The 26,304-nt window shown below is 55.4% G+C and carries 23 protein-coding genes and 2 pseudogenes; 10 read left to right on the top strand and 15 right to left on the bottom strand.

The genetic code is table 11. The features are described 5' to 3' along the window. Positions 1-132: 132 nt before the first annotated feature. Genes BN1241_RS03800 through pheS form a run of 5 tightly spaced genes read right to left on the bottom strand, consistent with a single transcriptional unit; the run spans position 133 to position 6,403 of the window. A complete protein-coding gene (locus BN1241_RS03800) occupies positions 133-891 on the bottom strand; it encodes an SDR family NAD(P)-dependent oxidoreductase (protein WP_054952364.1) in 759 nt (252 codons plus the stop codon). Continuing rightward, positions 888-2,042, bottom strand: coding sequence for a glutamate--cysteine ligase (locus BN1241_RS03795; RefSeq protein WP_054952363.1), 1,155 nt, complete (start codon positions 2,040-2,042; stop codon positions 888-890). The genes BN1241_RS03800 and BN1241_RS03795 overlap by 4 nt, the downstream gene beginning before the upstream one ends. A 2-nt stretch (positions 2,043-2,044) precedes the next feature. After that, positions 2,045-2,764, bottom strand: coding sequence for a glutamine amidotransferase-related protein (locus BN1241_RS03790; RefSeq protein WP_054952362.1), 720 nt, complete (start codon positions 2,762-2,764; stop codon positions 2,045-2,047). Further along, entirely contained in the window at positions 2,761-5,322 is a 2,562-nt protein-coding gene (gene pheT, locus BN1241_RS03785) for a phenylalanine--tRNA ligase subunit beta (RefSeq protein ID WP_054952361.1), read from the bottom strand. The genes BN1241_RS03790 and pheT overlap by 4 nt, the downstream gene beginning before the upstream one ends. 1 nt (position 5,323) lies before the next feature. Continuing rightward, positions 5,324-6,403 (bottom strand): phenylalanine--tRNA ligase subunit alpha, encoded by a 1,080-nt coding sequence (gene pheS / locus BN1241_RS03780; RefSeq protein WP_054952421.1) that lies wholly within the window; start codon positions 6,401-6,403, stop codon positions 5,324-5,326. Between the two features lie 320 nt (positions 6,404-6,723). Here pheS and BN1241_RS03775 point away from each other — a divergent pair, with 320 nt between their 5' ends. Further along, a complete protein-coding gene (locus BN1241_RS03775) occupies positions 6,724-6,933 on the top strand; it encodes a CsbD family protein (protein WP_054952360.1) in 210 nt (69 codons plus the stop codon). A gap of 211 nt (positions 6,934-7,144) precedes the next feature. Here the strand turns inward: BN1241_RS03775 and BN1241_RS13205 are convergent, their stop codons facing one another. The 3 genes and pseudogenes from BN1241_RS13205 to BN1241_RS13195 all read right to left on the bottom strand — a co-directional run. Then, complete coding sequence (locus BN1241_RS13205) at positions 7,145-7,930, bottom strand: ATP-binding cassette domain-containing protein (protein ID WP_054952359.1); 786 nt, start codon at positions 7,928-7,930, stop codon at positions 7,145-7,147. A 63-nt stretch (positions 7,931-7,993) separates the two neighbouring features. After that, positions 7,994-8,242 (bottom strand): hypothetical protein, encoded by a 249-nt coding sequence (locus tag BN1241_RS13200; RefSeq protein ID WP_054952358.1) that lies wholly within the window; start codon positions 8,240-8,242, stop codon positions 7,994-7,996. Continuing rightward, positions 8,221-8,730 (bottom strand): annotated as a pseudogene (locus BN1241_RS13195) (ATP-binding cassette domain-containing protein); the annotation flags it as partial. The pseudogene BN1241_RS13195 and the gene BN1241_RS13200, both read right to left, overlap by 22 nt. A gap of 724 nt (positions 8,731-9,454) precedes the next feature. On the opposite strand from BN1241_RS13195, the gene BN1241_RS03755 reads away from it, so the two are divergent. Both BN1241_RS03755 and BN1241_RS03750 read left to right on the top strand, forming a co-directional pair. Then, the gene (locus BN1241_RS03755; RefSeq protein ID WP_054952356.1) at positions 9,455-9,658 is read left to right on the top strand and encodes a hypothetical protein; all 204 of its coding nucleotides are present in this window, start codon (positions 9,455-9,457) and stop codon (positions 9,656-9,658) included. 397 nt (positions 9,659-10,055) lie between these two features. Then, positions 10,056-10,295 (top strand): hypothetical protein, encoded by a 240-nt coding sequence (locus tag BN1241_RS03750; RefSeq protein WP_054952355.1) that lies wholly within the window; start codon positions 10,056-10,058, stop codon positions 10,293-10,295. Between the two features lie 368 nt (positions 10,296-10,663). Here the strand turns inward: BN1241_RS03750 and BN1241_RS03740 are convergent, their stop codons facing one another. Genes BN1241_RS03740 through BN1241_RS03730 form a run of 3 tightly spaced genes read right to left on the bottom strand, consistent with a single transcriptional unit; the run spans position 10,664 to position 14,277 of the window. Then, entirely contained in the window at positions 10,664-11,638 is a 975-nt protein-coding gene (locus BN1241_RS03740) for a substrate-binding domain-containing protein (protein ID WP_147599253.1), read from the bottom strand. Between the two features lie 60 nt (positions 11,639-11,698). Next, positions 11,699-12,715, bottom strand: a complete 1,017-nt coding sequence (locus BN1241_RS03735; protein ID WP_054952352.1) for an ABC transporter permease — start codon at positions 12,713-12,715, stop codon at positions 11,699-11,701. After that, complete coding sequence (locus tag BN1241_RS03730) at positions 12,712-14,277, bottom strand: sugar ABC transporter ATP-binding protein (RefSeq protein ID WP_230198253.1); 1,566 nt, start codon at positions 14,275-14,277, stop codon at positions 12,712-12,714. The genes BN1241_RS03735 and BN1241_RS03730 overlap by 4 nt, the downstream gene beginning before the upstream one ends. A gap of 402 nt (positions 14,278-14,679) precedes the next feature. On the opposite strand from BN1241_RS03730, the gene BN1241_RS13190 reads away from it, so the two are divergent. From BN1241_RS13190 to BN1241_RS13565, 5 genes are all read left to right on the top strand, one after another. Beyond that, on the top strand, positions 14,680-15,030 hold the full coding sequence (locus tag BN1241_RS13190) for an apurinic/apyrimidinic endonuclease family protein (protein WP_222704390.1): 351 nt from the start codon (positions 14,680-14,682) through the stop codon (positions 15,028-15,030). A gap of 54 nt (positions 15,031-15,084) precedes the next feature. Next, complete coding sequence (locus BN1241_RS13185) at positions 15,085-15,582, top strand: sugar phosphate isomerase/epimerase family protein (RefSeq protein WP_222704389.1); 498 nt, start codon at positions 15,085-15,087, stop codon at positions 15,580-15,582. Positions 15,583-15,632: 50 nt separating this feature from the next. Beyond that, positions 15,633-16,814, top strand: a complete 1,182-nt coding sequence (locus BN1241_RS03720; RefSeq protein ID WP_054952351.1) for a Gfo/Idh/MocA family protein — start codon at positions 15,633-15,635, stop codon at positions 16,812-16,814. Positions 16,815-16,891: 77 nt separating this feature from the next. After that, on the top strand, positions 16,892-17,866 hold the full coding sequence (locus BN1241_RS03715; RefSeq protein ID WP_222704388.1) for a LacI family DNA-binding transcriptional regulator: 975 nt from the start codon (positions 16,892-16,894) through the stop codon (positions 17,864-17,866). Positions 17,867-17,922: 56 nt separating this feature from the next. After that, on the top strand, positions 17,923-18,321 hold the full coding sequence (locus BN1241_RS13565; protein WP_077138260.1) for a Gfo/Idh/MocA family oxidoreductase: 399 nt from the start codon (positions 17,923-17,925) through the stop codon (positions 18,319-18,321). Between the two features lie 89 nt (positions 18,322-18,410). On the opposite strand, the gene BN1241_RS03710 is transcribed toward BN1241_RS13565, so the two are convergent. Continuing rightward, positions 18,411-19,649, bottom strand: a complete 1,239-nt coding sequence (locus tag BN1241_RS03710; protein WP_054951813.1) for an IS256 family transposase — start codon at positions 19,647-19,649, stop codon at positions 18,411-18,413. A 260-nt stretch (positions 19,650-19,909) separates the two neighbouring features. On the opposite strand from BN1241_RS03710, the pseudogene BN1241_RS13560 reads away from it, so the two are divergent. Then, positions 19,910-20,062: pseudogene (locus tag BN1241_RS13560) on the top strand (hypothetical protein); the annotation flags it as partial. 579 nt (positions 20,063-20,641) lie between these two features. Here BN1241_RS13560 and BN1241_RS03700 read toward each other — a convergent pair. Beyond that, positions 20,642-21,670 (bottom strand): Gfo/Idh/MocA family protein, encoded by a 1,029-nt coding sequence (locus BN1241_RS03700; RefSeq protein ID WP_054952348.1) that lies wholly within the window; start codon positions 21,668-21,670, stop codon positions 20,642-20,644. A gap of 868 nt (positions 21,671-22,538) precedes the next feature. On the opposite strand from BN1241_RS03700, the gene BN1241_RS03695 reads away from it, so the two are divergent. After that, positions 22,539-23,294, top strand: coding sequence for a sulfite exporter TauE/SafE family protein (locus BN1241_RS03695; RefSeq protein ID WP_230198252.1), 756 nt, complete (start codon positions 22,539-22,541; stop codon positions 23,292-23,294). A 66-nt stretch (positions 23,295-23,360) separates the two neighbouring features. On the opposite strand, the gene BN1241_RS03690 is transcribed toward BN1241_RS03695, so the two are convergent. Beyond that, positions 23,361-24,317, bottom strand: a complete 957-nt coding sequence (locus BN1241_RS03690) for a carbohydrate kinase family protein (protein ID WP_054952347.1) — start codon at positions 24,315-24,317, stop codon at positions 23,361-23,363. A 260-nt stretch (positions 24,318-24,577) separates the two neighbouring features. Then, positions 24,578-26,074, bottom strand: a complete 1,497-nt coding sequence (locus tag BN1241_RS03685) for a CoA-acylating methylmalonate-semialdehyde dehydrogenase (protein WP_054952346.1) — start codon at positions 26,072-26,074, stop codon at positions 24,578-24,580. Positions 26,075-26,304: the final 230 nt, after the last annotated feature.

The raw sequence follows: 26,304 nt of genomic DNA, 5'->3' as shown, positions 1-26,304 counted from the left end.
GAACGAAGAGGAGGGGGTGCAACCAGCTTGCACCCCCTCCTCGTATCTCTATATGCTTCCGTGTCCCACAATTCCAGGTGGGCAGTGAAGATGAGCCTGGCTTCCTGTGCTCCTTATCCCAGCCGGCCTGAGCTATTCATCCCAGCCGGTTAGCCGAAGCTTGCGCGCATTGGGGCCAACACCCTGACGAGCCCGCTCTTTGAGCTCGGACAGCTGATCGACTCCGGCACGAATGTGGGTGCCTGCAAGTGCATCGAGCTCGCCGCGGGAGATCGCGGAAACAATGCCGGCGATCTCGGATGGTTCCGTCCACTCGGTCCGGCCGTCATGCATCGACATGCTGAGGGTCATATCGGTCTTCACAACGCCGGGTGCCACTTCGAAGACCTTGATTCCGTGTTCCTGACCTGCGAGGTGGAATGAGCCGCCAAGCCTCATGAGAGCGGTTTTCGACACCCAGTAGTCAACCGAGTCCGCCCTGTCGGTCACGGCCGCACCGGACGACAGGTCGACAATGTATCCGCCCCTGCCGAGCATTCCTCGTGCCGCTGCCGAGTTCAGAATGAACGGGGCAAAGACGTTCGTTGTCATCGTCTCAACGAAATCGTCAGTCGACGTTTCCCACGGCAGGCTTTCCGTCCCGGCCACCCCAGCATTATTAACAATCATGTCCAGCTGCCCCACCGCCTCGGCCAGGGCTGTTGCACCCTCGATTGTCAGTTCGTCAGCGTGGGTCATGACGGTGGCACCGGCCTTTTCACAGGCTCTGGCCGTATTGTTCAGTGCTTCTGTGGTTCGGGCTTGAAGGTGGAGTGTGCGGCCCGGTTCTGCAAGAGCGGTAGCAATGTGTGCTCCGATGCCGCGCGATGCGCCGGTGACGAGAATTCTCAACGGGGTCCCTTTCTGTGGGGTGCGGTGAATGCTGGTGGGAGGGGCTTGTCTTCCCTCATTTCGCTCCTCATGTGCTCAACAACGGCATCGAGCGAGCCTTCATTTCTGTTCGCGACCTCAATAAACCGCTGGTAGGCGGCACCGAGTTCGAGGATGTCGTAGATGCCGGAGAGTTCGTCAAGACAGCCGAGCTTCGCGGCGGTTGGCTCAAGATTGCGGAGCATGCGATTAACCGTATCCGTGACGGGTTCCTGATTGCCCTCACGGTCGACGATGAGGACCGCATCCATTCCGTATCTCGAGGACCGCCACTTGTTTTCGTTGACATACCATTCAGGGATGGTGGGAAGCTCCCGGCCCTCGTCGAGTTCGGTCGAATAGTAGTCGACGAGGCAGTGGATGAGTGCGGCGATGGCCTGCAGCTCATGAACGTTCGTGTTTGCATCGCACACCCGGGTTTCCAATGTCCCCCATCCCGGCGACGGGCGAATATCCCACCTCACCTCGTTAAAGTCCTGGATGACACCGGTCTTTTGAAGATCCGTTGTGAACTGCTCAAGCTCGTGCCATTCTTCGAACTGGCGGGGCGTACCAGCTGTGGGGAGCTGCTGGAAGACCATGGCCCGGTTCGAGGCGTACTTCGTATGTTCACCAGCCCAGTAGGGGGAGGATGAGGAGAGCGCCTGAATGTGGAATCCGCGGGTCAGCATGGCGCGCAGGATCGGCAGGACTTTGTCTCTCCTGTTGATGCCGACATGAACGTGGGTGCCGAAGAGGAGCATTTGGCGCCCCCAGTACTGGGTGCGGTTGACGAGTTCTTCGTAGCGGGCCGAGTCCGTCACCCGCTGGTAGGCCGGATTGGCGAAGGGATGGGAACCTGCTGTCGCAATATCGATCCGGAGCGGATCTGTCACCTTCCGGACCGCCTCGGCACCAATCCTGATGTCGTCAATGCAGCCAGCAATGGTCTCGTGTACGCCCGAGGTCACCTCGATCGTGTTCATGAGCATTTCGGCCTGAATAAATTCTTGGCCTTCCAACTGCTCCATGACATAGCCAGCCGCTTGACGCAGGTCATTTGAGTCCTGGTCGATGAGCTGAAGCTCCCATTCGATCCCGACGGTGGATTGGGCGGAACGAGAAAAGTCCATAGCTAGCTCCGATACGTGTCGATGAACCTACTGATAATCGTGTTGTCAGTGTAAGCGGAGAGGCACTCGTCCAAGACCTGTTCGCGCTGATCAGTAGCAAAATAGGCGCCACCATAAGCATCGATCCGGATCTGGATTCCCTCGCGCGACACTTCGGGATGAAATTGTGTGCCGTACACGTGCTGTCCGATCCGCATCATCTGCACGGGAACGAGATCGCTCGAAGCGAGAATGCGGGCGCCTTCCGGGACCTGACCAACGGACTCGCCGTGCCCGGAATAGGCCTGGAAGATTGCGGGCATTCCCTCCAGCAGCGGGTCACTCTTCCCTTCGTCGGTCAATTCGATATAGGGGGCTGAAATACGCTCTGGATAGTCCCTGGTAAGAGATCCTCCGGCCCGCAACGTCAGCATCTGCAGCCCATAACACAGGCCCAGGGTGGGGAAATCCTTCTCCAGAATCTCATCGCACACGCGTGCGAGAACTTCTTCGGTTTTCACCTGGGCGGGTGGCTTCGCTTCCGGAGCCGACATGAGGTTGTAGGGCGAACCAGAAATGATGACCGCACAGAAGTCCTCCAAATCCGGCACGGGAACCGGCTGTTCGAGGCGAATCGAGACGAGATCGTCGTCGCCGAGCCCCCCGAAATTGCGCAGATCCGCCAATTCGCTGTCGGCTACGACACCCCCGGGGCGAGCAACGAGGAAGAGGAAGGGCTTCACCTGAGCGTAGCCCCAACTGCCTTCGCGGCGGCCTTGACGATGCGCTCGCGGGCCGCAGCCGTTTCCTCCGCCGTCAACGTGTGATCACTGCGGTACTGGAGGGCGTAGGCAAGCGACTTCGTCCCCTCATCAAGCTGGGAGCCGGTGTAGACATCAAACAGCAAAACATTCTCAAGAATGTCGCCGCCTGCCTCGCGAATCACGGCCTCGACTTCGCCAGAGGTGACGGAGTCGGACACGACAAGTGCGATGTCTTCCTTCGCAGCCGGATGGGTTTTGACCTGTTGTACCGAGATCGCTTCGTCACCGCGGGCCTCGTCAATGCGATCCGCATTGACTTCGAAGGCAATCGTGCGGGCGGGCAAATCAAAATTCTTGCACACTGCGGGAGCAAGTTCACCGGCGTAGCCAATGATGGTATCGCCGGCTTGGATACGGGCGAGACGTCCGGGATGGAAGGGGGCGCGCTGGTCCGCATGGACCGTCACCTCGAGTCCGAGCACGCGGGCCATGGATAGGACAGCTTCGATAGCGTCCCGCCAATCCCATTCGACCGGGGCGAAGCCGGCTCCCGGCTCGTGCACCTGGGGTACGGCAACGCCCGCGACGTGATACGGCTGGGAAGGTGTTGCCGCAGCGAGCCCATCGAGTTGCTCCTTTGAGGGCTTGACCGCACCCGGGAGCGGGGCCTGGGGAATGATACCGGAGGGATGGGTAACGAGCCCGGCCTCAACAACCGCGGTACCGGTGTTCTGACGTGCCACATTCAGGGCGGCGGTCGACAGGAGAGAGTCAAGGATCGAGGTCCGCATGAGCGGGACATCGTCCTGGAGGGGGTTGTGCAGAGCGAGGCTCTCCCTCCGCTCATCATCCGCATCCATCAGCTGCTTGTCGTGGACCTGGGAGGACACGAACGGGTAGGACAGAACTTCGGTCCACCCCATCTCCACCAGGGTCCTCATCATGTCACGACGCCTACGCTGACGCGCCGTCAGGCCACGGCCGACGGGAGCTGCTGGCAGGCGGGTAGCAATTTCGTCGTAGCCAATGAGGCGAGCGATCTCTTCCACCAGGTGAGCGGGACCGACGAGGTCGGGGCGCCACGTTGGGGGCTGCACCTCGAGCGGGAAGTCCCCTTCCACGGCGCACCCAATCTGTTCAAGTAGGGACACAACTTCATCGTTTGACGGGTTGAGTCCCGTCAGTCTCGTCACCTCGGCCGGGTCAAAGATGATAACCGGGTAGGGAGCGGTTTCATTGAAATCGAAGACATCTTCTCCGGCCGTGCCGCCACCGTACTCCACGAGCAGGTCGACGACGCGCTGGGCCGCAACGGGAGCCAGCTGGGTATCAACGCCGCGCTCGAATCGCTTCGATGCTTCGGTTGGCAGGTGATGGCGACGTGCGGTGCGTGCAATTGAAATCGAATCGAAATGAGCGGCCTCGATGAGAACGTTGCACGTAGTTTCCCCAATCTCGGTGGATTCCCCGCCCATGACGCCGGCCAGTCCAAGAATTCGGGTGCCGTCGATGTCGGTGATGAGGAGGTCCTCCTCATGCAGGGTGCGTTCAACATCGTCGAGGGTCGTCAGCTTCTCCCCTTCCTGTGCCCGGCGGACAACGATCGGGAGGCTCATCTTGTCCAAATCGTAGGCATGCAGTGGCTGCCCCAGGTCAAGCATGACGTAGTTCGTGACATCGACAGCCAGGGAAATGGGTCGCATACCGGCCTCGAACAGGCGGTCGGTCATCCACTTCGGGCTCTTCGCATTGGGATCGATGCCCGTGACAATACGGGTGACAAAACGATCGCACCCAACAACACCGTTGATCGGCGCCTCATCGTTCACTCGTACCGTCACGTCCCCGTGCGGCTCGGGTAGCGGGTACGCAAGGTTTTCGGGTAGCCCCGGGTCCGTAAACTTTGCTCCGGTCGAGTGGGAGTACTCGCGCGCCACGCCTCGCATGGAGAAGCAGTAACCGCGATCCGGAGTCACGTTGATCTCAAGCGTCTCCTTGCCGAGACCGAGGTAGCCAAGGACGTCCTCACCGGGAGCGGGGATCTCGGAGATGGCTTCTTCGTCACCGGCTTCAGCGAGCACGATAATGCCCTCGTGGTCGGTGCCAAGACCGAGTTCTGCACGGGAGCAGATCATGCCGTCAGAAATGTGTCCGTAGGTCTTGCGGGCTGCAATGCGGAAGTCACCGGGCAGGATGGCGCCGGGCAGGCTGACGACAACATAGTCGCCTTCCTTGAAGTTATGCGCACCGCAAATGATCCCTCGGGAAGGCAGATCGGATGGCTCCTTACCTTCGCCCGGTGCGTCGTTGTGCTTACCCACATCCACTCGGCAGTAGTTGATGAGCTTGCCGTTCTTCTGCTCTTCTTTCACGAGTGTGAGGACCTTGCCGACCACGATAGGTCCGGTCACGTCACCTCGGTGAATTTCTTCTTCTTCCAACCCGACCTTGACGAGGTCGTGGGCGAGCTGATCGGCAGTGAGATCGGCGGGGGTTTCAACGTGGGCGGAGAGCCAGTCAAGAGGAATACGTGGCATGTTAGATGCTCCTTCCAGTGGTTGAGAATTGCTGCGAGAAACGAATATCGCCCTCGACGATGTCGCGCATGTCCGCAATACCGTGGCGGAGCATGAGGGCACGTTCAATACCCATGCCGAATGCGAAACCGGAGTATTCGTTCGGGTCGATTCCTGCCGACAGGAGGACGTTGGGGTTCACCATGCCGCAACCGCCCCACTCGATCCAGCCAGCGCCGCCCTTCTTCTGCGGGAACCAGATATCAAGCTCGGCGGAGGGTTCCGTGAACGGGAAGAACGAGGGCCGCAGTCGTGCTTTCGCATCGGGGCCGAACAGGTGCTTGGCGAGATGGTCGAGGATGCCCTTCAGGTGCTCCATAGTCAGGCCCTTGTCGACAGCGAGTCCCTCAATCTGGTGGAAAACGGGGGTGTGGGTCGCATCGAGAGCATCCGTACGGAACACCTTGCCGGGCACCGCAACGTACAGGGGTACGCCGCGATCAAGCATTTCGCGTGCCTGCACGGGTGACGTGTGGGTGCGGAGGATGAGACCATCCTGGTGTTCAACCTGCCCGCCTGCTGCCACACCGTCAATGTAGAACGTGTCCTGCATCTGGCGCGCCGGGTGATCGGGGCCGAAGTTGAGGGCATCGAAGTTAAACCATTCATGCTCGACTTCCGGGCCTTCAGCGATGTCCCATCCCATGGCGATAAAGAAATCAGAGATATCTTCCATAATCACCGTAAGCGGGTGGCGAGCTCCGAGGGGTGCACGGCGAGTGGGCAGCGTGACGTCAACGGTTTCTTCAACGAGAATCCGCGCCTCGGCCTCTGCCTCGAGCCTCTCGGTAGCTGCCGCGAGCGCCTCTTGAATTGCCTTGCGTGCCCGACCCATGATCTTGCCGGCTACGGGCTTGTCGGCCTTGTCGAGGCCGCGGATCTGCTGGTTTGCGAGGGTGATGGGGGCATGATCGCCGCTGTGTGCAAGGCGCGCCTCCTTAAGTTCGTCAAAAGTGGTGGCTTGGGCAAATGCCTCCTGCGCCTCCGTGACGGCTTGTGCCACTCCCACTTCGTCGCGCGGGTCCAATGGTGCTTCGGACATGTTGGCCTTTCTCTTGACATCTCGCACCATCTTAACGAACCTCCCCTGTCCTCCCCTCATTAGCTCAACAAGTGTCTGGCACGCATTCTGATGGGTTGCTCACCTGTTGATTCACAATCAGGTTCTGACGGGGCTGTGATCGACGACTGCGACTTCTTCACTCTGCTCTTCATCTTCACTTCCTCCGCACTAATAGCGGCGTTGCCGATCGAGGATAAAACTGCTGGCCACTATCCTCATGGCGTAAAAAGATGCGCGGTCGTGAGATGTGGAGCACACTGGGTTGTGTAAACCCGTCGTCAACGGAAAGGAGCCACATCATGGGATTAGATGATAAGGCTAAGAACGAGTTCGAAGATGCCAGCGGCAAGGCCAAGGAAAGCTTTGGCAAGGCCACTGACAACGAGAAGCTAGAAGCTGAAGGCAAGGGTGACCAGCTGAGCGCAAAGGCAAAGAAGGCTGGCGAGTCCGTCAAGGGCTTTGCTGAAAGCGCTGGCGATAAGGTTAAGGACCTCTTTAAGAAGGACTAATCTTTATTTCTTTCTTAGACCTTCGTGGTGGGCAGGCACGACCTGCCCACCACTTTTTATCTCCTCTGAACCGAAACCACGAATGGGTAAGAACCCGCATAAGCCCCAATGACAGTGCCGACAGCCCGTGGTCGGCACTTATACCTCTCCACCGTTGAGTCGACGATGAGCGCACATACCTTCACTCTAATATCGTCATCCTCTTATATCGTCATCCGTCATTCTCCGTGACGGATCTGAGGTGAATGATTCTTCCCTCCCATCGCTGCCGCAACCACCGGTCGTGGCTAGCAACAACCACAGCTCCCGGATATCTGGCAATGGATTCTTCCAGTTCGGTCGTCAGCTTCAACAAGAAGTGATTGGTCGGTTCGTCGAGGAGGAGTATGTCCGGCGGGTCGGCAAGGAGGACGGCCAGTTCGAGCCGGCGCTGCTGTACTGTCGACAGTGAGCTCACGGGCCGGTTTTGGTCGCGACCAGAGAGGAGCCCGAACGTATTGAGACTGACACGATCACTCAGTTCTTCACCAACGGCCTGCCGGTAAGCATCGCTAACACTGAGCTCTCGCCAATCTCTACCCACAGTCTTTTGCTTCAAGATTGTTCCAACATCCTGCGCCAAGGCATTGATACGCAGCCGGCCGGGAGCACTAACGCTCCCCTCATGACGTCCCAGCTGACCGCCGATGATCTTCAGCAGGGTTGACGTGCCCGACCCATTTTCCCCTGTAATGAGGAGGCGGTCGCGGTGCCGAATAGTGACAGAGGTCGGTCTCAGCCTCCTCGGGTAAGCAAGGTTCGTTCCGACAAGCACAGTTCGATCATCACCTTCATCATCGGGACCATCTGCACGAGCGGCCGCAAGCCCGCTAAAAGTTAGTTGCTCGGGAGGTTTCCGGACTTGCTCTTGTCTTAGCTGGTCGAGCGCCCGTTCGGCGTCATTCGCCCTGCGGGAGACGACTTTGGCGTTGCGGTCTGAGTAGAACTTCGCAGCCATGCGCACCTCCGACTTGGGAGGACGAGAGGGATTATCGACGGCGTGACCGCGCGCGACTCGCGCCTACAGTTCCTTTAATTGTTCCTGCTCATCTCGATACTGCTGTTCCCAGCGCTCACGTTCCTGGGCACGGGCTTCGAGATAGTCGCTGTAGGAACCGGAATATTTTGATAGGCCGAAGCCGCTACCCGGGGAATCATCCCTGACGGTGTCGGCGTGGCGGCTAGGTGACGCGTCAAGGTCGAGAATCGTTGTTGCCACCTGATCGAGGAACGCTCGGTCATGGCTCGCTAGAAGGACAGGCCCCTCCACGAGACCACCATGCTCGCCAGCAGATCCATTCCACGATCATCAAGATGGTTCGTTGGCTCATCAAGAAGGAGCGTTTCCGGGGATCGAATGAGAAGCCAGGCAACGGACAGGCATGGTCGCTGACCGCCCGACAGTGACGCCACATCTCGCATGCGGTCAATATCAGCCAGTCCAAAACCATCAAGAAGCTGGCTCGACAGAGCTTCAATCTCCCATGCGCCAACCCGTTCGGCATGAGCCAGAGCATCATCGTATTCCTGCCCAGTCTCGTCCTCACCCCGGGCGATCCGAACTGCAGCATCTTCAATCCGGGCAAGCACCTGCCTATGTTCCGCCATCGCGTCCAGCAGCACTTCGTCCACTGACCACGAGAGCGGGAAAGGGAGCTCCTGGTGGTAAAAGCCCGCCTGACCCGGGACCTGAATCTCACCTCCAAAGTCTTCATCCAGTCCGGCAATGATCCTTAAGAGGGTTGTTTTCCCGCTACCATTTTCGCCTACGAATCAGACGCGCTCGCCAGCGCTCACAGTCAGGCTCACATCTGTGAGGACGCGTCGGTCCGGGAACGACTTTGATATTCTCTCGACACGGATGTGAGTACCCGATGAGGAATTCGAAGCCAGGAAGGTGCGCGAAACGTCGCGATAATTGTGATTGTGCACGGGTGTCCTTGAACGTGAAGTTAACCGCCGGGCATAGCCTCAGACACGGTTCGAAAAGTTCACTTAGGACGACATGCCGCCAGGTTATCGGGACTCATCAGTTCACGCAAGGCCTAGTAGTCAGGATTCCTCGGTGGGGCCACCATGACCACAGCCACAAATAGTCCGTCTATTTCGCTGAGCCTCCTGGAGATGCACACTCGAGACCACCTGCCTTGAACTATTCCTAACACTTGCCTGCAAGACCTTTTCAAAACCCCTTCTTTGCCAGTCGAGCCTCACAGCTTCAAACTCAACATTTTTCTTGCAACCTTTTGCAGCCTCCCTCAAAGTCCACAATTTAGAGTGGCATTGAATTTTTTTGGGCTATTCATTGCGGTTACAAAACGACTTTCAAAATCTGCAGAAACATGTTGGCAAGTTTTTGCAACTATATTGCAATCATTTCAGCAGTTGTTACGATGAGGGTGTTCCAAACTAACGGATCCCTTCGGGATCAGGTACACAGATGTGCAAGGCAGATGTGGACCTTGCACCAGAAGGAAGTAAAATGTCTCAGATTATTGAAACCCCAGCCGTAACCAACGAAAAGTCGATCAACGCTGGAGCAATCCTCTCGGTGCTCGCGGTCCTCTTCGTCGCAGCTGTCGCTGGCCTTGCCCTCTCACTCCCCTACATCTCCGTTGTTGCCACGATTATCGGTGTTGGCACCATCATCACCGCTACAATCGTCGACGCCCGGTACGAGAAGTAGATCTACAACTAGACGTGAAAGAGCAAGTACTCTTTCACACGGACGCGTAGCAAGCAAGCGACTTTAATTTGTCGGGCAAGTCCGCGGATACCACACCGTGACGATGGCGTGAAGAGAAATAAGTGAAGGCCCTTGAGGGGCCTTTTCTTTTCTCGAAAGTTACCCAGATTGCGCCGACCGCTTCGAAGAATCCGCGTTCGTCGCATGCTGACAGATTTCTGACCATCTGAAACGACAAAATCGCTCAAATGAGGCGCAAATCGCTAACAATCCTCTTTCTTACGCACAGGATATCGATAAGCTGGAAGTACCTCACAAAGGGCGATCCAACGGGATCAAGCACGCGGATGTGCAGAGCACACATCCACAGCTCTGCACCTTATTGAAAGAGACCACCATGTCTAACAATATTGAAGCACGAGCACACCATCAAGAACTGCACGTTTCTGATTACCCCGTCACCACCTCTCATGCACAATTCCAAGCATTCTTTAGTTTCCTCATCGTCATGAACGTGATTGCGCTTGGAGGTATCGGCTTTGGCGCTCCGGTCTTGAGTATTTTCGCCGGCATTATCTCTGTGACCACCGCCGTTAGTCTCGCACTACGGAATCAGCGCCGCCGGTCTAGCCTGTAACTCATCGGGCTCCTCCTAATTTAAATTTAGACCTGACACAGACGAATCCTGTACCAGAAGACCTTGGACGGATAGGTCAAACGAGAAACGAAGGGTAACTCAAACGAGTTACCCTTCTTTGTCTACTTACCCAGCCATACCTCGCCCTGAGAAGTCCGAGGCCCCCAGTGCAAGTCCAACCACTTCCCAACAGCAAACCGATCGATCGACTGAACAATGGTGATTGTTTCTCGCGTCCTAGAACCAAATATGTGGTGGCGAAACACGTACGCGAGCCTGACGACCGCCAAGACTTCCCAAAGGTCCCTGGACATAGAGAGGGGCTAGCCTCTAATTGACTAGCCCCTCGTCCAACAAATATTCAGTCGTCAGTTGATGATCGCCTGAATATCTTCATCGTTCAGGTTCTCTGCCGTGACCCAAACCGATTCGGACACAATGTTCTTCTCCGAAGGCTCTTCACCACGAGCTGCCGCAACGGCAACTTCAATTGTTCGGTAGCCCATGCCAGCGGGATCCTGGGTGATCACACCGGTAATCTGACCACCCTCGACAAGAGTGATGACGTCAGGAGAGGAGTCAACGCCGATAACTGAGATGTCGAAGCCCTTGGCTTCCACTTCGTCAGCGATGGCGATGACCGAATCATCGTCTGTGCCGAAGAATCCAACGAGGTCGGGGTGAGCCTGCAGGATGCCCTGCGCCTTGTCTCGTGAGATCGCGGGGTCCGACTGACCATTTTGGACGTCGACAACTTCGAATCCGGGAGCATTCTGCTCGATCCAGTCGCGGAAACCATCGCGCCGTGCGGCGGCGGTACCGACTTCTCCATGAGCAATGATGGCAATCTTACCTTCGGTTACATCAAGGCCTTCGATCATCCGTTCGGCAGCTTCAGCGCCCATACCTTCATTGTCTGAGGCGACGGTTGCCACAGGAACGTCTGAACCTGCGAGCGGGGTATCAAAGATTACGACTGGAATGTCCAGATCGAAGGCTTCATCGATGAGGCGCGGGGCTCCATCCTGCGCACCGTCTTGCGGAGCAAAAGCAATTGCCATCGCATTATCGTTGATTGCGCTTTGAAGCATGTTGATCTGCTTGTCACCTTCGGACTCCGTATCAGGTCCATTGAACGTGACGGTAACGCCAAGGTCTTCGCCGGCTTCCTCGGCGCCTTCCTTGACCTTCATCCAGTACTCGGCCGAGTTGGCCTTCGCAATCATAGCGACACGGTTTTCGGAGTTGCCACCGTTGGCATCCGAATCTCCATTGTCATCACCACATGCGACTAGCGTGAGCGACATTGCTGCCACCAGCGCCCCAGTAAATAGTTTCTTCACATTTATCTCCTTGTTAGATTTTTGAAGAGTTGGGTTTTGGTTTCCGATTGAAAAAAAGAACTACTCCTCCTTACCGCCGCGCCGGAGGATGTCAACGAAGACAGCCACCAGGACGACAACGCCGAGGACCACTCGCTGCCATTGGTCTCCAATTCCCATGATCGTAAGACCGTTGAAAATCGTTTGAATGGTGACAGCGCCGATAACTGCACCGAAGATCGAAGCACGTCCACCTCGGAGTGAGGTGCCACCAATAACTGCAGCGGCAATGGCATACATTTCGTAGCCTTGACCCAGAGTCGGCTGTGCAGCAGAGAGTCGCGATGACATGAGGATGCCGGAAATTCCGGTAAAGGTACCGCCGATAACGTACGCAAGAACCTTCCAGCGACGCGTATTGACACCGGAGATACGGGTTGCTTCTTCGTTCGAACCGATAGCCAACGAGTAGCGGCCGATTGGCGTCTTGTTCATGAGGAACCCAGCGATGATGGCAAGTACAACAAAGATCAAAACCGCGTTAGGAAGGTTTGGAATCAGCTCCCCCATAGCAATCTGGTCATAGCCCTCAACGCTACGGAGAGATACCGTACGACCATCTGCAATAACTAGCGCCATACCCCAGCTGACCATCATCATCGCGAGGGTGGCGATCATCGGTTGCATCTTTACATATGAAACCAAGAGACCGTTTATCAAGCCCAGCAATGAGCCCGCGAGAATGCCGCCAAGGACACCCACCCAGATTGGTAATCCATAGCCAACTTCGTTAGCAATCAACATGCCACCAAAAACGGATGTCACCGCCATACCGAAGCCTGGTGTGAGGTCAATACCGCCTGTGGCAATGACGAACGACAGTCCCAGGGCCTGGACACCAGTAACGACGGATGCCAACAGCAGGGAGGACAAGTTGCTCCAGCTAGAGAACTGTGGCCTCATGAAGCTGAAGAAAACCATGAGAAGGATCAAAACCAATAGGACAGCAGCCTGCTGGATGAACACCTTGTAACGTTCAGGTAATCCCGACGATCGATGTTTGACATTAATCTCGAGTTCCTCTTGAGACACAGTCATGCCACTTCCTCTTCTTCTTCGCGCACAGCACTGAACTGTGTCGCTAGTTCCATAATTTTTTCCTGGGTTGCCTCAGCATTCGTGAGGAAACCTGTAATTCTTCCGTCGCACATCACGGCGATCCGGTCAGAAAGCCTCAAGACTTCTTCCATTTCTGAAGAAATCATGATGATTGACTTTCCTTCGCTCGTGAGCCGGTCGAGCAAGTCATAAATTTCCTGTTTCGCACCAACATCAATTCCGCGTGTCGGTTCATCGAAAATTAAGACGTCACAGTCTCTTTCCAACCACTTGGCGAGAACAACTTTTTGCATATTGCCGCCGGACAGGTTTCGGACCTGCTGCTGAATGTGAGGAGTCTTGGTACCGAGGGTCTTGACCCACTTTCCAGCAACCCGTCGAATCTTAGAATCGTCAATCACTCCGCCCTTCGTGAAATGAGGAAGCGATGCCAGTACCGTATTTTGAGCAACAGATTGCCCCATGACGAGCCCGTACTTTTTCCTGTCCTCCGACAGGTAGCCAATCCCGGCCCTAACTGCATCCTGAGGATGTGAAATCTTGACGGGCTTGCCATGCAGGGTTACGGAGCCACTGGTCTTTGGATCAGCTCCGATGAGGGCTCTCGCCACTTCTGTTCTTCCGGCACCCATGAGCCCGGCAAAACCTAGGATTTCTCCACGTTCCACCTTGAAACTGACATCCCGGACGAGCTCCGCTGTTGAGAGGTTATCGACTTCAAGAACGTATTCAGTATGTTCCCGAGGTTCCGGACGAACGTCTGACTTAATTTCACGCCCAACCATCAGCTGAATAATTCGAGGAATGGTCAGCTCTCGCATTGGCTTAGTTTCAACAAACTTTCCATCTCGCAAGACCGTCACTTGCGTTGAAATGGTGCGAATTTCATCCATACGGTGAGAAATGTAGACAACTGCCCTGTCGTCAGATTCGTTCACAAAATCGTGAATGATTTCGAAAAGACGATCTGATTCTCTCGACGTCAACGCTGCGGTCGGCTCGTCCATGATGAGAACCGAGGAGTTGAAGGACAGCGCTTTTGCGATTTCGACCATTTGCTGGGCAGCGACCGATAGGCTGCTAACACGTGTTTTTGGGCTAACTTCGAGTCCAACACGGTCTAGGAGCTCCTGAGCATCCCTGTTGAGTTTGTCCTCATCCAAGATTCCAAATCTCTTCGGCTCCCGGCCAATGAAAATATTCTGCGCAATCGTCAGGTGATTCATGAGGAAGAATTCTTGGTGAATCACGCTAATACCCTTGTGCTGGGCGGACAGTGGATCCGGCAGGTGAACCTTTTCCCCCCTCAAGCAAATCTCACCTGAGTCAGGCTGGTAAATGCCGGCGAGTATCTTCATCAAAGTTGATTTACCTGCACCGTTTTCGCCTACAACCGCATGAACTTCTCCCCGTCGTAGTGTGAAGTCGACATTGTCCAGGGCCTTCACCCCGGGGAATGACTTACTCACTCCCTGTGCCTCGAGCAAAACGCTTCTAAGACCAGGATCGACTTGGGTATCACCCTGCGTCGGTTCCATCATTCTCAGCCTCCTCGCTGATCTGACTCTTTCTTGATCGATTTCTCGACCGTGGGCGCTTCAGAATGACTCCCATGTCACTCCGGGATAACACCCCTCGCTTCATACTATGAAAGACCTAGGTCCAATTGTCAAGACAATTTGAACGCAATTGCTTATTTAGATGAGAACAATATGTGCGGGTTAAATCCCGCTATTTACGTGGAATATTACACTCGGAAGCATGTTTCAAGGCCAGCGCAAGCTAATATCCTGGCACAAACACAGAAATTGACAAATCTTCCACAACTTTGTGACAAACAATTGACTTTGCTCTCTCGCAAACAAAATATCCTGAAACTAGAGCGCTTCACATCCGTTGCGTTCAGCCCAAATTCTCATGTAGCCATTGAAAGAGAGTCGACGATGACGTCTCGCGCACGCAATCAGAATGCCCCCTATAACAACCTCATTCTCGGAACTGCTCCCGACTCATGGGGAGTGTGGTTCCCAGAAGACGATAGGCAGGTTTCATGGCAGACCTTTCTCGACGAGGTTGCCGAAGCCGGCTACGAGTTCATTGAGACCGGCCCATTTGGCTTCCTCCCCACTGACCCTGAGGTTCTTCGTGAAGAAACCGAGAAGCGAGGCATCCGTGTCGTTGACGGCACGCAAGGCGCCACTCTTCATAAGCCAGAAGAGTACGAAGCAGCCGAGAAGTCACTGCGTGCAGTCGCCGAGGTGCTCAAAGCCCTCGATGCTCGATTCCTCGTCTAACTGCCTCCTCAGCTCCGCGATCTCCAGACAGGGGGTTGGGTTGAGGATCCCAATATGAGCGTCGAAGACCTTGCGCTCTTTGTCGAGAATGCAAACAGGGTAGGCAAGATTCTTAAGGACGAATACAACGTCACGTTCTCAGTGCATTCACACGGAGACTCCCACCTTGAAACGAGGGAACAGATCGTTCGTTTCGTTGATGCCACGGATCCTGAGTACGTTGCGTTCTGTCTTGATACCGGGCATCTCGAGTACGGAGAAGTCGACACTGTCGAATTCATCAAGAACTACGCAGATCGAATCTCGATTGTGCACATCAAACAGATGGATCCGGAAGTGGTTCAAAAAGTCAGGCACGAAGATCTTTCCTTTGGTGAAGCGGTTGCCGCCGGTGTTTGCGTTACCCCAGATGGTGGCGCACCAAAGGTTGGTCCGGTCATTGATGCCCTGGCTGAGCTCAATCGCGAAATCTATGTCATCGTCGAACAGGAACTCTACCCGTGTACACCGATGTGCCCCTTCCCATCGCCATCAAGACCCGAGAAGTTCTAGCCCAGAACAACCTCGGAACCCTTTAAGAGACTTTCAAGGAGAAATTCATTATGAGCAAAGAACAACTTTCCGTAGCAGTGATCGGCGCGGGCATGGCGGGACGCAGCCATGCCAACGGATACCGTGAAGCCAATACAATTCACGGTGCAGGACTTCCCCCCATCCGTCTTGCCGCAATCGCGGACGTCAACGTTAAGTTGGCGAAGGAGGTGGCGGATCGATACGGTTTTGAAGATGCTGCGGGCAGCTGGGAAGAGGCAGCAAATGACCCAAGCATTGATGCCGTCAGTATCGTTGTCGGTAACTCACTGCACCGCGAGATCGCCGAGGCAATGTTGGCAGCCGGCAAGCACGTACTTTGCGAGAAGCCACCATCCAATTCCATTGAAGATGCGGAAGCAATGGTGAAAATTGCGAGCCAGTCCAACCTTGTGGCATCAACCGCATATTCATTCCGTCGCAACCCCGCTATTGAAGCAATACGCGACTTGATTGCCGACGGTTCTCTTGTAAACCCGGTATTGGTTGACGCCCGATATCTCGCCGATTACGCGACCGATCCTAAGGGCCCGATGGGATGGCGATTCCGTGGCGAAATGGGAACTGGCGCTCTTTCAGATCTCGGTGCTCACATCATTGATTTGGCGGAGTACGTGTGCGGTCCGATCGTGTCAGTTTCGGGAGCACAGCTCACCACAACGATCACGGAACGTCATTTGCCAATTGGAAATGTTATCGGTCACGACATGGCCGAACTTTCGGAAGAAACTGAACCCGTTACAAATGACGACACCGCCATATTCACAGCCACTTTCGATAACGGTGCCGTCGCGACGATTCGAACATCCCGGGTGGCCTTTGGCCTGCCCAATGACCTGGTCCTGACTGTGACTGGTACCGAGTGCAGGGCTGAGTTCGACTGGAAGCGACCGGCAGAGTTTGTCGTCAGCGACATGCAACCTGATGCTCGTACTCGTGGCGATCGTGTCGTTTATGTGGCCCCAAATACCTCTCGTGTCTTTGACGATGCAGTGCCAATGCCCGGTGGAAATATTTCGTTTGGCTACGGCGATCTGTTCACATACGAAATTCGTGTCTTCATTGACGAAATCCTCGAGCACCCTAGTGCCCTGCCCCGGAATGCCGACCTTACTGACGGTCTGCACACGATGAAGATTGTGGAAGCCATCAAGAAGAGTCACGAACAAGGTGGTGCCACTGTAAAAGTGTGATGGTAGGAACGGCTACTATCTAGGCTCACAGTCAAAATGAAAGATTGAGATTCATGGCAAGGATACGATCCGTGACAATGGATGACGTCGCGAAGGAGGCGGGTGTTTCTCGCGCCCTCGTATCGATGGCGTTCCGAAATGTTGCCGGTGCCAGCGACCAAACGAGACTTCGAATTCTCGAGGTTGCGGACCGCATGGGCTACAGAGTGAATCGTATCGCATCCAGCCTTGCATCTCACTCACCAAAGACACTTGCCGTCTTCCTGCTTGATTTGAGGCAAGACATCTACGCGGACATGTACGACGGGATTCGGGAAATCACAGACCAAAACAATCAACATACGGTCTTGTCCGTCGGACAATCCGATAGAAGTCGCGACGCATCCGCTCTCGAAACACTCGTTCAATCACGGGTCGGGGTGATTCTAGCTGCGGGTTTGCTCATGCCAGATACACATGTTCAGAAACACAACCAGAACATCCCAATCATTAGCGTGGCCCGACAGATTCCAGGAGTCGACAGTGTCTACGTCGAGGACTTCGTAGGTGCCGTCATGGCTACCGAATATCTACTTTCACTCGGCCAAAAGCGCATCACGTTTCTTTCCAATCCACAAACAAACGGCTACACCGGTCGATTGGAGGGTTACAAGAAGGCAATGAGAGACTCGGGCTTACAGCCAAACATCATCATGTCCAATTACTCACGCGGGCAAGCAGCAGCCGATATCAAGCCAATTCTTGAGCTTGACTCAGAACAACGCCCAACTGCAGTCTTCGCCCACAACGATGCCGCGGCACTTGGCGTACTCGATGCAGCCTTTGGATCGGGGATCCGTGTTCCCGAAGATATCTCGGTATTGGGGTTCGACAACTCCCTTATCAGTCGCGCTCCCGGCACCGGACTTTCGACCATCGACATTCACGGGGCTGAGTTGGGTTCAATCGCCGCGCGCATGGCACAGCGCCGACTTACTCATCAGGACATTCCCGCCATGCAAAAAGGGATCACGCCAAGTCTCATTGTTCGGAGTACAACCGGCAAGATCTAGCTTCGAAGCTTAACGAAGAACATGACCACAATTGGGATCGGTATGATCGGGACGGGATGGATGGCACGCGCTCACACCCGCACCCTAAGAAACCTCGCAACCATGCTGGATTTTCCAGTTCAAATCGAACTGATCAGCATAGCCAGACGAAACTCAGAAAAACTACGGCCACAGCTCAGCGGTGGGGTTTTCGAGAAAGTACAAACATCTGGCAATCTGTTGTCGAACACTCGGACGTCAACCTCGTCGTGAATTTAGCTGCCAACCACATTCACGCTACTCCTTCAATTACGGCATTAAACCTCAATAAACACGTGCTGTGCGAGAAGCCTCTAACCATCCAACCAGACGAAGCTTCCGACCTACTGCAGGTTGCGCATTCCTCCCAAGCACTCTCAGCCACGGATACAATTATCGTTTCGTACCCGCTGCCCGTGCGCTTCGCGACCTCATAAAGTCCGAAAGGACGGGGGCACTAGGTCAAGTCCCGTGTAGTGGTGTAGCGGTCTAGCTTTCGGCTCGGTATGAAGTTCGGGGTTTTGGGTTAGGCGGTTAGCTGGTGTTGGTCGCCATGATCACCTCCTGGGTGGTGCATGAGGTGTTTGGTGTGTTCGAGTGCGGACAGTGACATGTAGCGCTTTTGTTGGATCCAATCGTCGTGTTGCTCGGCAAGAACCGCACCGACAAGCCGGATGATGGATTCGCGGTTCGGGAAGATGCCCACGACATCGGTGCGCCGGCGGATCTCCCTGTTTAACCGCTCGGTGGGGTTGTTCGACCACACCTTCGTCCAGACTGGTTTCGGCGCTGCGGTAAACGCCAACACCTCATCAAGCGACTCCTCCAGATAGGCCGCAACCTGCGGGAATTTCGGCTCCAACAAGTCGACGACCTCCCGGGCTTGTCCCCAAGTAGATGAGGCATCGGGTTGCTGGAAGATGGTCTGGAACATCGCAGAGACCATCGGCCACTGTGTCTTCGGGACCTTTTCGTAGAGGTTTTTCGCGAAGTGGGTGCGGCACCGCTGCCACGACGCATCAGGCAGCACTTCAGAAATGGCGTGCTGGATGCCTTCGTGGGCGTCACTGGTTATAAGGAAGACACCACAAAGCCCGCGGGCTTTTAAGTCCTGGAAGAAGCCTTTCCACGATGCGTTGGATTCCGCAGTGGCGACATGTATGCCGAGCATTTCGCGGTACCCGTCAGCGTTAACACCGGTGGCCAAAAGTACGGAGCATTTGACCACCCGGCCGCCTTCGCGCACTTTGATCGTCAATGCGTCGCAGGACAGGTAGGCGTACCCGCCGGGATCGAGTGGGCGGTTTTTGAAGTCTGCGACCATCTCGTCGAGTTCTTCCGACATGCGCGATACTTGGGATTTCGACATGTTGGAAATCCCAAGTGTTGCCACCAGGTCATTCATCCTACGGGTGGAAACCCCTTTGAGGTAGCAGGTCGCGATCACAGTCGATAAGGCTCGTTCGGCCCGTGAACGTCGCTCTAACAGCCAGTCCGGGAAGAACGCGCCGTGGCGCAGCTTCGGTACCGCCACATCGATCGTGCCGACCCGGGTGTCGAGGTCTCGGTGACGGTACCCGTTACGGTGGTTGACCCGCTCAGCAGAAGCGACGCCGTATTCAGCCCCGCAGACGGTATCAGCCTGGGCGGAGAGGATCTGGTTGATAAACCCTTGCAGCATCTGACGCATCAGATCCGGGGAAGCCTGTGCCAGCAGATCGTCCAGATAGGTTGCAGGGTCGATAGAATGCGGAGCAGCGGTCATCGTTACGTGCCTTTCGGTGAGATGTGGTAGTTGAGTCGAAAGGTTACTGACGGTGGCCGCCCCAATATTTCCCAAGGCCCACCATCAGAAAGCGTTACACCACACTAAGGGACGCAACCGGGGCACTACGCCACATCACGATTGGTTATGGGCAGGATTGGACAGGAGCACCCGAGGCAAGGTCCGGGTGGCGATTCGAGAATCCCACGCAGGGATCATGGGTCTACGACTTCTCTCATATCCTTGACCTCCTCCGTTGAATTGTTGGAGATCCCGCCGAGGCCAGCGGCGTTGTATTCACTCTGGACAACGAACACCTTAGACGAGCACGGCATGGCGTTGACCCGGAAGACAGCTTCAACCTGATGGTACAGCTCAAGTCCGGCGAGACAGCATTTCTTCATGCAAGCAGGGTTGCTACAGTTCGCAAAGGTCGCCAATACATTGAAATCACCGGCTCACAGGGAGCAGTGATATGGGATATGGAAGACCTGACTCACCTACACGTGTACTTCACGTCAGCTGAAAAGTCAGGGCTCGCCGGCTTCAGTAAGATCATGGTCACCGAACCGAGCCACCCCTTCCAGGAGTACTAGTATGCACCAAGGCATGTGATGGGATGGGATGACACGGTTACACATCAGTGGATCAGTTTCATCAGTGCTATTACAGGTTCAGAAGATCCCACGTCACTCGATTACGCAACCTTTGAGGATGGCGCTCAGGCGGTTCGTCTCGCCGACGCAATCCGTGAATCTTCGCGTACTTCTAGCCCGTCGAGGTTAACCAAGTCCAATTCCCTCTATAGCAGTCAGTACGCCCCATCTTTATTCAAAACAATATACAGACACATAGGCTCCGGGTTGTTTAATCAAGACACTGGCCAAATAACCCGGAGCTTTTCATTACAGATTTAGTAGCACTTAGAAACGTTCACCCTTCTCGGACTCGCCTCAAGACTTGCATGCAGATGCCCGCGGGCACCAGCATAACTACTTTATTTCGTCAATTCGTACCGGACGATTTTCATCGCGCGAGATGTTGCAGGCGAGACCAATCTTGAGAGCTGCCACTGCATCCGCTGCCGTGCATGCACCGGGCTTCCCAATCATGGGATTCCTCAGGAAATGATCGAGCTCTGCCTCGTAACAAGGCTTGAAGCGCTCAATAAAATCTGTCCACGGTTCTTCAGTCGGGTAAGCAACATCATCTTCAACCGACCTCATTGGTGCCTTGTTGTCGAGCCCAACGTTGGCGGACCCCTTGTCGCCCATGATGTCAAGGCGAACTTCGTAGCCCTGTCCGTTGTAGCGCGAGGACTGAACACTTCCGACCGTTCCATCGTCAAAAGTCAGAATCGAGACCGCATCGGAATAGTCGTTAGATTCCGCGTAAATTGCCCTGCCGCGGGCCGATCCAGTTGCGTAGACCTCGACAACTTCACGCCCAAGTACCCACCGCAGAATATCGAAATCGTGAGCATTGCAATCAACGAAAATTCCGCCGGATGTTGGGATGTAATCGTCGGCAGGCGGTAGCTGATCGCATGTAACAGCATGGAACCTGCGTACCTCACCTAGCTCGCCGCTCTGCACAAGTTCCTTCGCCCTTGTGTATCCAACATCAAAGCGACGGTGGAATCCGATGTGGTGAAGCAAGCCTGCAGCTTCCAGGGCCTCCTGTGCACGAACCGCCTCGTCCAGTGTCATTGAGATTGGCTTTTCACAGTATGTGGGGATCCCCAGGTCGCTGGCCTTGATCAAGAGATCTGCGTGGGTCGACGTAGCGGTTGCGATGACGAAGCCTTCGACTCCCAGCGGGTTATCTAGTGAGAGTACCTCATCAAGCGTTGCGGACTCGCAGCCCAATTCTTGCGCAGCTTCTTCCGCACGTTCCGGCAGGACATCAGCAAGAATCAATCGACTGACGAGCGGATGCTTTTTCAAGAGCCTTGCGTGCATCGTCCCGATGCGGCCGACTCCGAGGAGGGCGATTGCAAATGGGCGAACTTCTTTGTTCATGTCAATCCTTTTGTAATAACAAATTGATATCTCTAAGTTACGCGAACATGGTGAGCGGGTCAAGCCGCAAAACCTCAATAAACAAAGGAATTGCGGACACTCTGATCACCCCCATAGTCATGAATCGCGCACTGCTGAACATCTTAATGTCACCACCGAACAGCGCTTTTCACGCAATGGCACATGCAGAAATTCAGAATTGGCTTGTACGGCTTACATACTTGGACCCGCTTTTGCAACACAGGGCCTGAACTACCTGAAATACTACAGGGCAGGCGCTTCGAGAACGCCAGCCTTGCCCACTCTCCGCTCTATTGGCCGCCAATTCCACGTAGATATCAAGCCATACTTTCTGGCCGGTCGCACCGATCAGCCTTCGGCAGCAAGCCGCACGAGTCAGTCCCGTCATTCCCTTAACCCCAACGTTAACGCCAGGATCAATGATCCACGCACGGGAGCCACGCAGGCCCACGATCGCCAATCGCCAGGGTTTTTGACTTTTACGGACGACGAAGACAGCACCCTCTCCCCACCGACAATGGTCGTCAATCCCTCGCAGACTTTCACCATGTCGGCGTTGGATCCAACCACAATTCGTCCCATGCACGCTAACAAGTCACTTGCCAATGATTGATTCAGGTCCACAGTTCAATGCGAGACTAGTCCTCAACTCTTTGTCCAAGAATTCTTCGCTCCAAGATTTAGAAAAACGCTTCCTCTATCGAGTGAGACATATTGCCCAGAGCACTCGCTCCATTGGATCTATCAGCACTGTACTGACTATCGTTACCTTGTCGCCAACATATTATTATTTGTATTAACATTACGAGATCTAGTGCTTAACATTGTGTCTCTAAGTGAGGATTTTTTGATAATTCCCAACCTCGCCCCGATCGCGTGGACAACATTGATCATCGCAGCTCTTTTTGTGGGTATTGGAAAGACTGCATTACCGGGGATCGTCACCTTATCTGTGGCGCTCTTTGCGGCGGTGTTGCCGGCCCGCGAATCGACGGCAGCCCTCCTCATTCTGCTGATCGTTGGGGACATTATTGCGGTGCGCATGTACTACCAGGACGTTGACTGGCACGCACTGAAAAAACTCGTCCCCTCGGTCACAATCGGGGTCGTTATCGGCGCAGTATTCCTCTACTTTGTGAGTGATGGGACGATGCGGCGCTCAATCGGCATCATCCTTCTCATCCTCACAGCGCTCACTCTGCTACTTATGAGACGGGGCAGTGCCGAGACAATCAGAGACGTGTTTGCCAAGCGCTCCATCCGCTCACTGTACGGGTCTTTGGGTGGGTTTACGACAATGGCGGCAAACTCTGGCGGGCCCGTTATGAACCTCTACTTCATCGCCTCAGGTTTCGATATGAGGAGGTTCCTCGGAACTCAGGCCTGGTTCTTCTTTATTGTCAACGTCATCAAGGTACCGTTCTCCGCAAGCATTGGGCTCATGACCGGAGAAATCATTTCCACCGCGGCGATCTTGATCCCCGTCGTTCTTATTGGCGCATACATTGGTTACCTCATCGTTCGCCGCATTGACCAGAAGCTTTTCAACATCATCATCATTTCGCTCACCATCATTTCGGCTCTCTACCTACTTTTCTGGTAGGCGAACGAAACGAACGTTGGCCCCAGGCGCACATTTTCGTGCGCTCTGGGGCCAATCTATTCTCAGTTACTTGAGTCCTGGTTGGGCGAGGATGACGTTGTTGATCTCCTCGCGGGTGGGCGCGTAAGCACCGTGTTGACTGACAGTAAGCCCGGAGGAGATAACGGCACAATGAAGGGCGGGCTGAACGTCATGCCAGCGTGCCTCACGCAGGGCGCCCTTGGAAGCAGCACTTCCGAGCAGTCCAGCATCAATCAGTCCCGAGATCAGGCCACCCATGAATGAGTCTCCTGCTCCAACGGTGTCGGCGAGCTCAACATCGAGTGCATCAACAACGAGCATGTCTCGGTCCGCACTGAGTTTCGCGTAGGCTCCCCAGGGTCCCCTGGTAACAATGACAAGTCCGGGGCCCTTGGCGATCCAGTTCCGCATGATCTGCTCAACAGGGGTGTTGGGGTACAACCACTCGAGATCCTCATCTGACACCTTGACGACATCGGAGTGGGTAACGATTTCCTCGACTCGCGCCTTGACACTGCTGGGTCGTTTCATGATGGCGGGGCGGAGATTCGGGTCGTAAGAGACCGTTCCCTGGATAGCCATCCTCTTGACTGCCGCAAGAACGTCAGAACCTCCAGGCTCCATCGTGGCACCAATGGAACCGACGTGAAGGTGCGTAATCTCGCGTGGAGTGGGCAGAATCGGAACTTCCCAGAGGAGATCAAATTCGTAGGTCGCACGCCCGGTCTCGTCAACGGTTGCGTGCGCGACCGATGTGCGCTCTGCGCGGTCGCTACCCTCGACGATTTGAAGGCCCGCTGATGCGGCTACTCTCGCAATTTCGTGCCCGCGTCGATCATTGCCCCACCAAGATGCGAGAGACGTTGGGTGACCAAGGCTCGCGAGAACGGTCGCGACATTCATCGGACTGCCACCAACATGCTCGGATTTCTTGCCACCGCGGTCGACTATGTCGATGAGCGCTTCACCCACGCACAGGATTGATTGTTGAGAATTGTTCATGAGCTCTCCCCTAACGTTGCGGGCTCCAGCTCGCAGTTGTCACGCTCACTTCCAGCCCCGGATCCAGCTTAACTGACCGGGATCATCCGTTCCCGGCAAACGTTTTCAAGGGTCAATTTTATACAGCACCTGCTTGACCGGGTCTCATCACCCCGAGCAGGAGCACAGCCGAGGAAATGTTGCCAAAAGTAGTGGTGGGAGGCAGTATCAAGCCTGCCTCCCACTGGGGCGATCGTCATGATCGCCCTCAATGAACGTAATTAGTCTTCGCGAACGAAGGACATGGATGCCTCATACGAACCCGACTCTGAGGGCCAACGAGTGGTAATAGCCTTGGCTCGGGTGTAGAAGCGGACGCCCTCGGGGCCGTGGATATGGTGGTCGCCCAGGAGCGACTGCTTCCATCCACCAAACGAGTAGTAGGCGACCGGGGTCGGGATCGGAACGTTGATGCCGACCATGCCAGCCTCAACCTCAAGCTTAAACTTGCGTGCCATTCCACCATCGTTCGTGAAGATCGCTGCGCCGTTTCCAAATTCGGAGGAGTTGACGATACCGATGGCTTCCTCGTAGGTATCGGCTTCGACAATGGTGAGAACGGGGCCGAAGACTTCCTGCTTGTACAGGTTCGAGTCAGTCGATGCCTTGGTCACGATCGTGGGTCCGAGGAAGTGTCCACCTTCCTTACCTTCGATGACAAGGTCGCGTCCGTCGAGCACAACATTTGCTCCACCCTGTTCCGCATCATCGACGAGGTTGACGATGCGGGACTTGGCGGCACTGGAAATGACCGGTCCCATCTGCACGCCCTCGTCCATGCCGTAACCGACCTTGATTTGGGTTGCGTTGTCCTTGATGAGGCGAGCGAGCTTCTCACCGACCCCACCAACGGCGACGACGACGGGTAGTGCCATGCAGCGCTCACCGGCAGCGCCGAACGCGGCAGCAGACAGGTGCTTGGCTGCAAAGTCGAGGTCGGCATCGGGTAGGACAATCGCGTGGTTGTTTGCTCCACCAAGCGCCTGAACGCGCTTGCCATTCTGGATGGCCTTGTCCTGAATGATGTGGGCGACCGGGGTGGATCCCACGAAGGAAATGGCGTCGATGCCCGGATGTTCGAGGATGCGCGTCACCTGCTCCTTTTCGCCAGCCAGGACGTTGAAGATCCCGTCGGGCAGGCCTGCTTCCTTGTAGAGGCGAGCGATGATAAGCGACGCGGACGGTGTCGGGGTGGCAGGCTTGAGGATGAAGGCGTTGCCGGTCGCAATGGCGATCGGGTGCATCCACATCGGGACCATGACGGGGAAGTTGAAGGGGCAGATGCCCGCAACAACGCCGACCGGCTGGCGGATGGCGTGCACGTCAACTCCCGTCGAGACATCGTAGGAGTACTCGCCCTTAAGCGCCACGTTAATACCGGTTGCAAAGTCGAGGGTTTCTCGGCCGCGCTGGATCTCGCCAATGGCATCGGAGTAGTCCTTGCCATGCTCGGCAACAATGGCCTTGGCGATCTCATCCTGGTTCGCGAGCACCAGCTCCCTCATCTTGAACATGATGGCGGTGCGCCTGGCAAGCGGGGTCTTCGCCCACTCCTTCTGAGCCTTTCGAGCGACCTCGACGGTGTGGTCGAGGTCGGCCTGCGAGGCAAGTAGCAGCTCGCCTTCAATTTCACCGGTTGCAGGGTTTTCTACCGGAACAGTTCCGTCCGGGGTGCCCGTGTACAGTTCCCCGTCGACCCAGTTCTGAATTGTCTTCACGATTGAACTCCTCATTGCGTTCTCGCCACCTCGTTGCGGCGTCAATACGACCACCATACAGGACTATAGGCATTTGTACTAACATTTACTAGAAATTGCGAACAAAGATCATGTCACACCTGGCCACCTCTGTGTTTCACATGGCTTGCCAGGAATTCACCCGACTCATTCGTAGATCGGCTTCACAGCCGGCACGGGAGCACCATTCCTGGATGCTCAGGCACGTGGTA

It is taken from the genome of Flaviflexus massiliensis, from assembly GCF_001375495.1.
Classification (GTDB): domain Bacteria; phylum Actinomycetota; class Actinomycetes; order Actinomycetales; family Actinomycetaceae; genus Flaviflexus; species Flaviflexus massiliensis.
The sequence above is the reverse complement of the archived record's forward strand: the minus strand, read 5'-3'. Positions and strand labels throughout refer to the sequence as shown.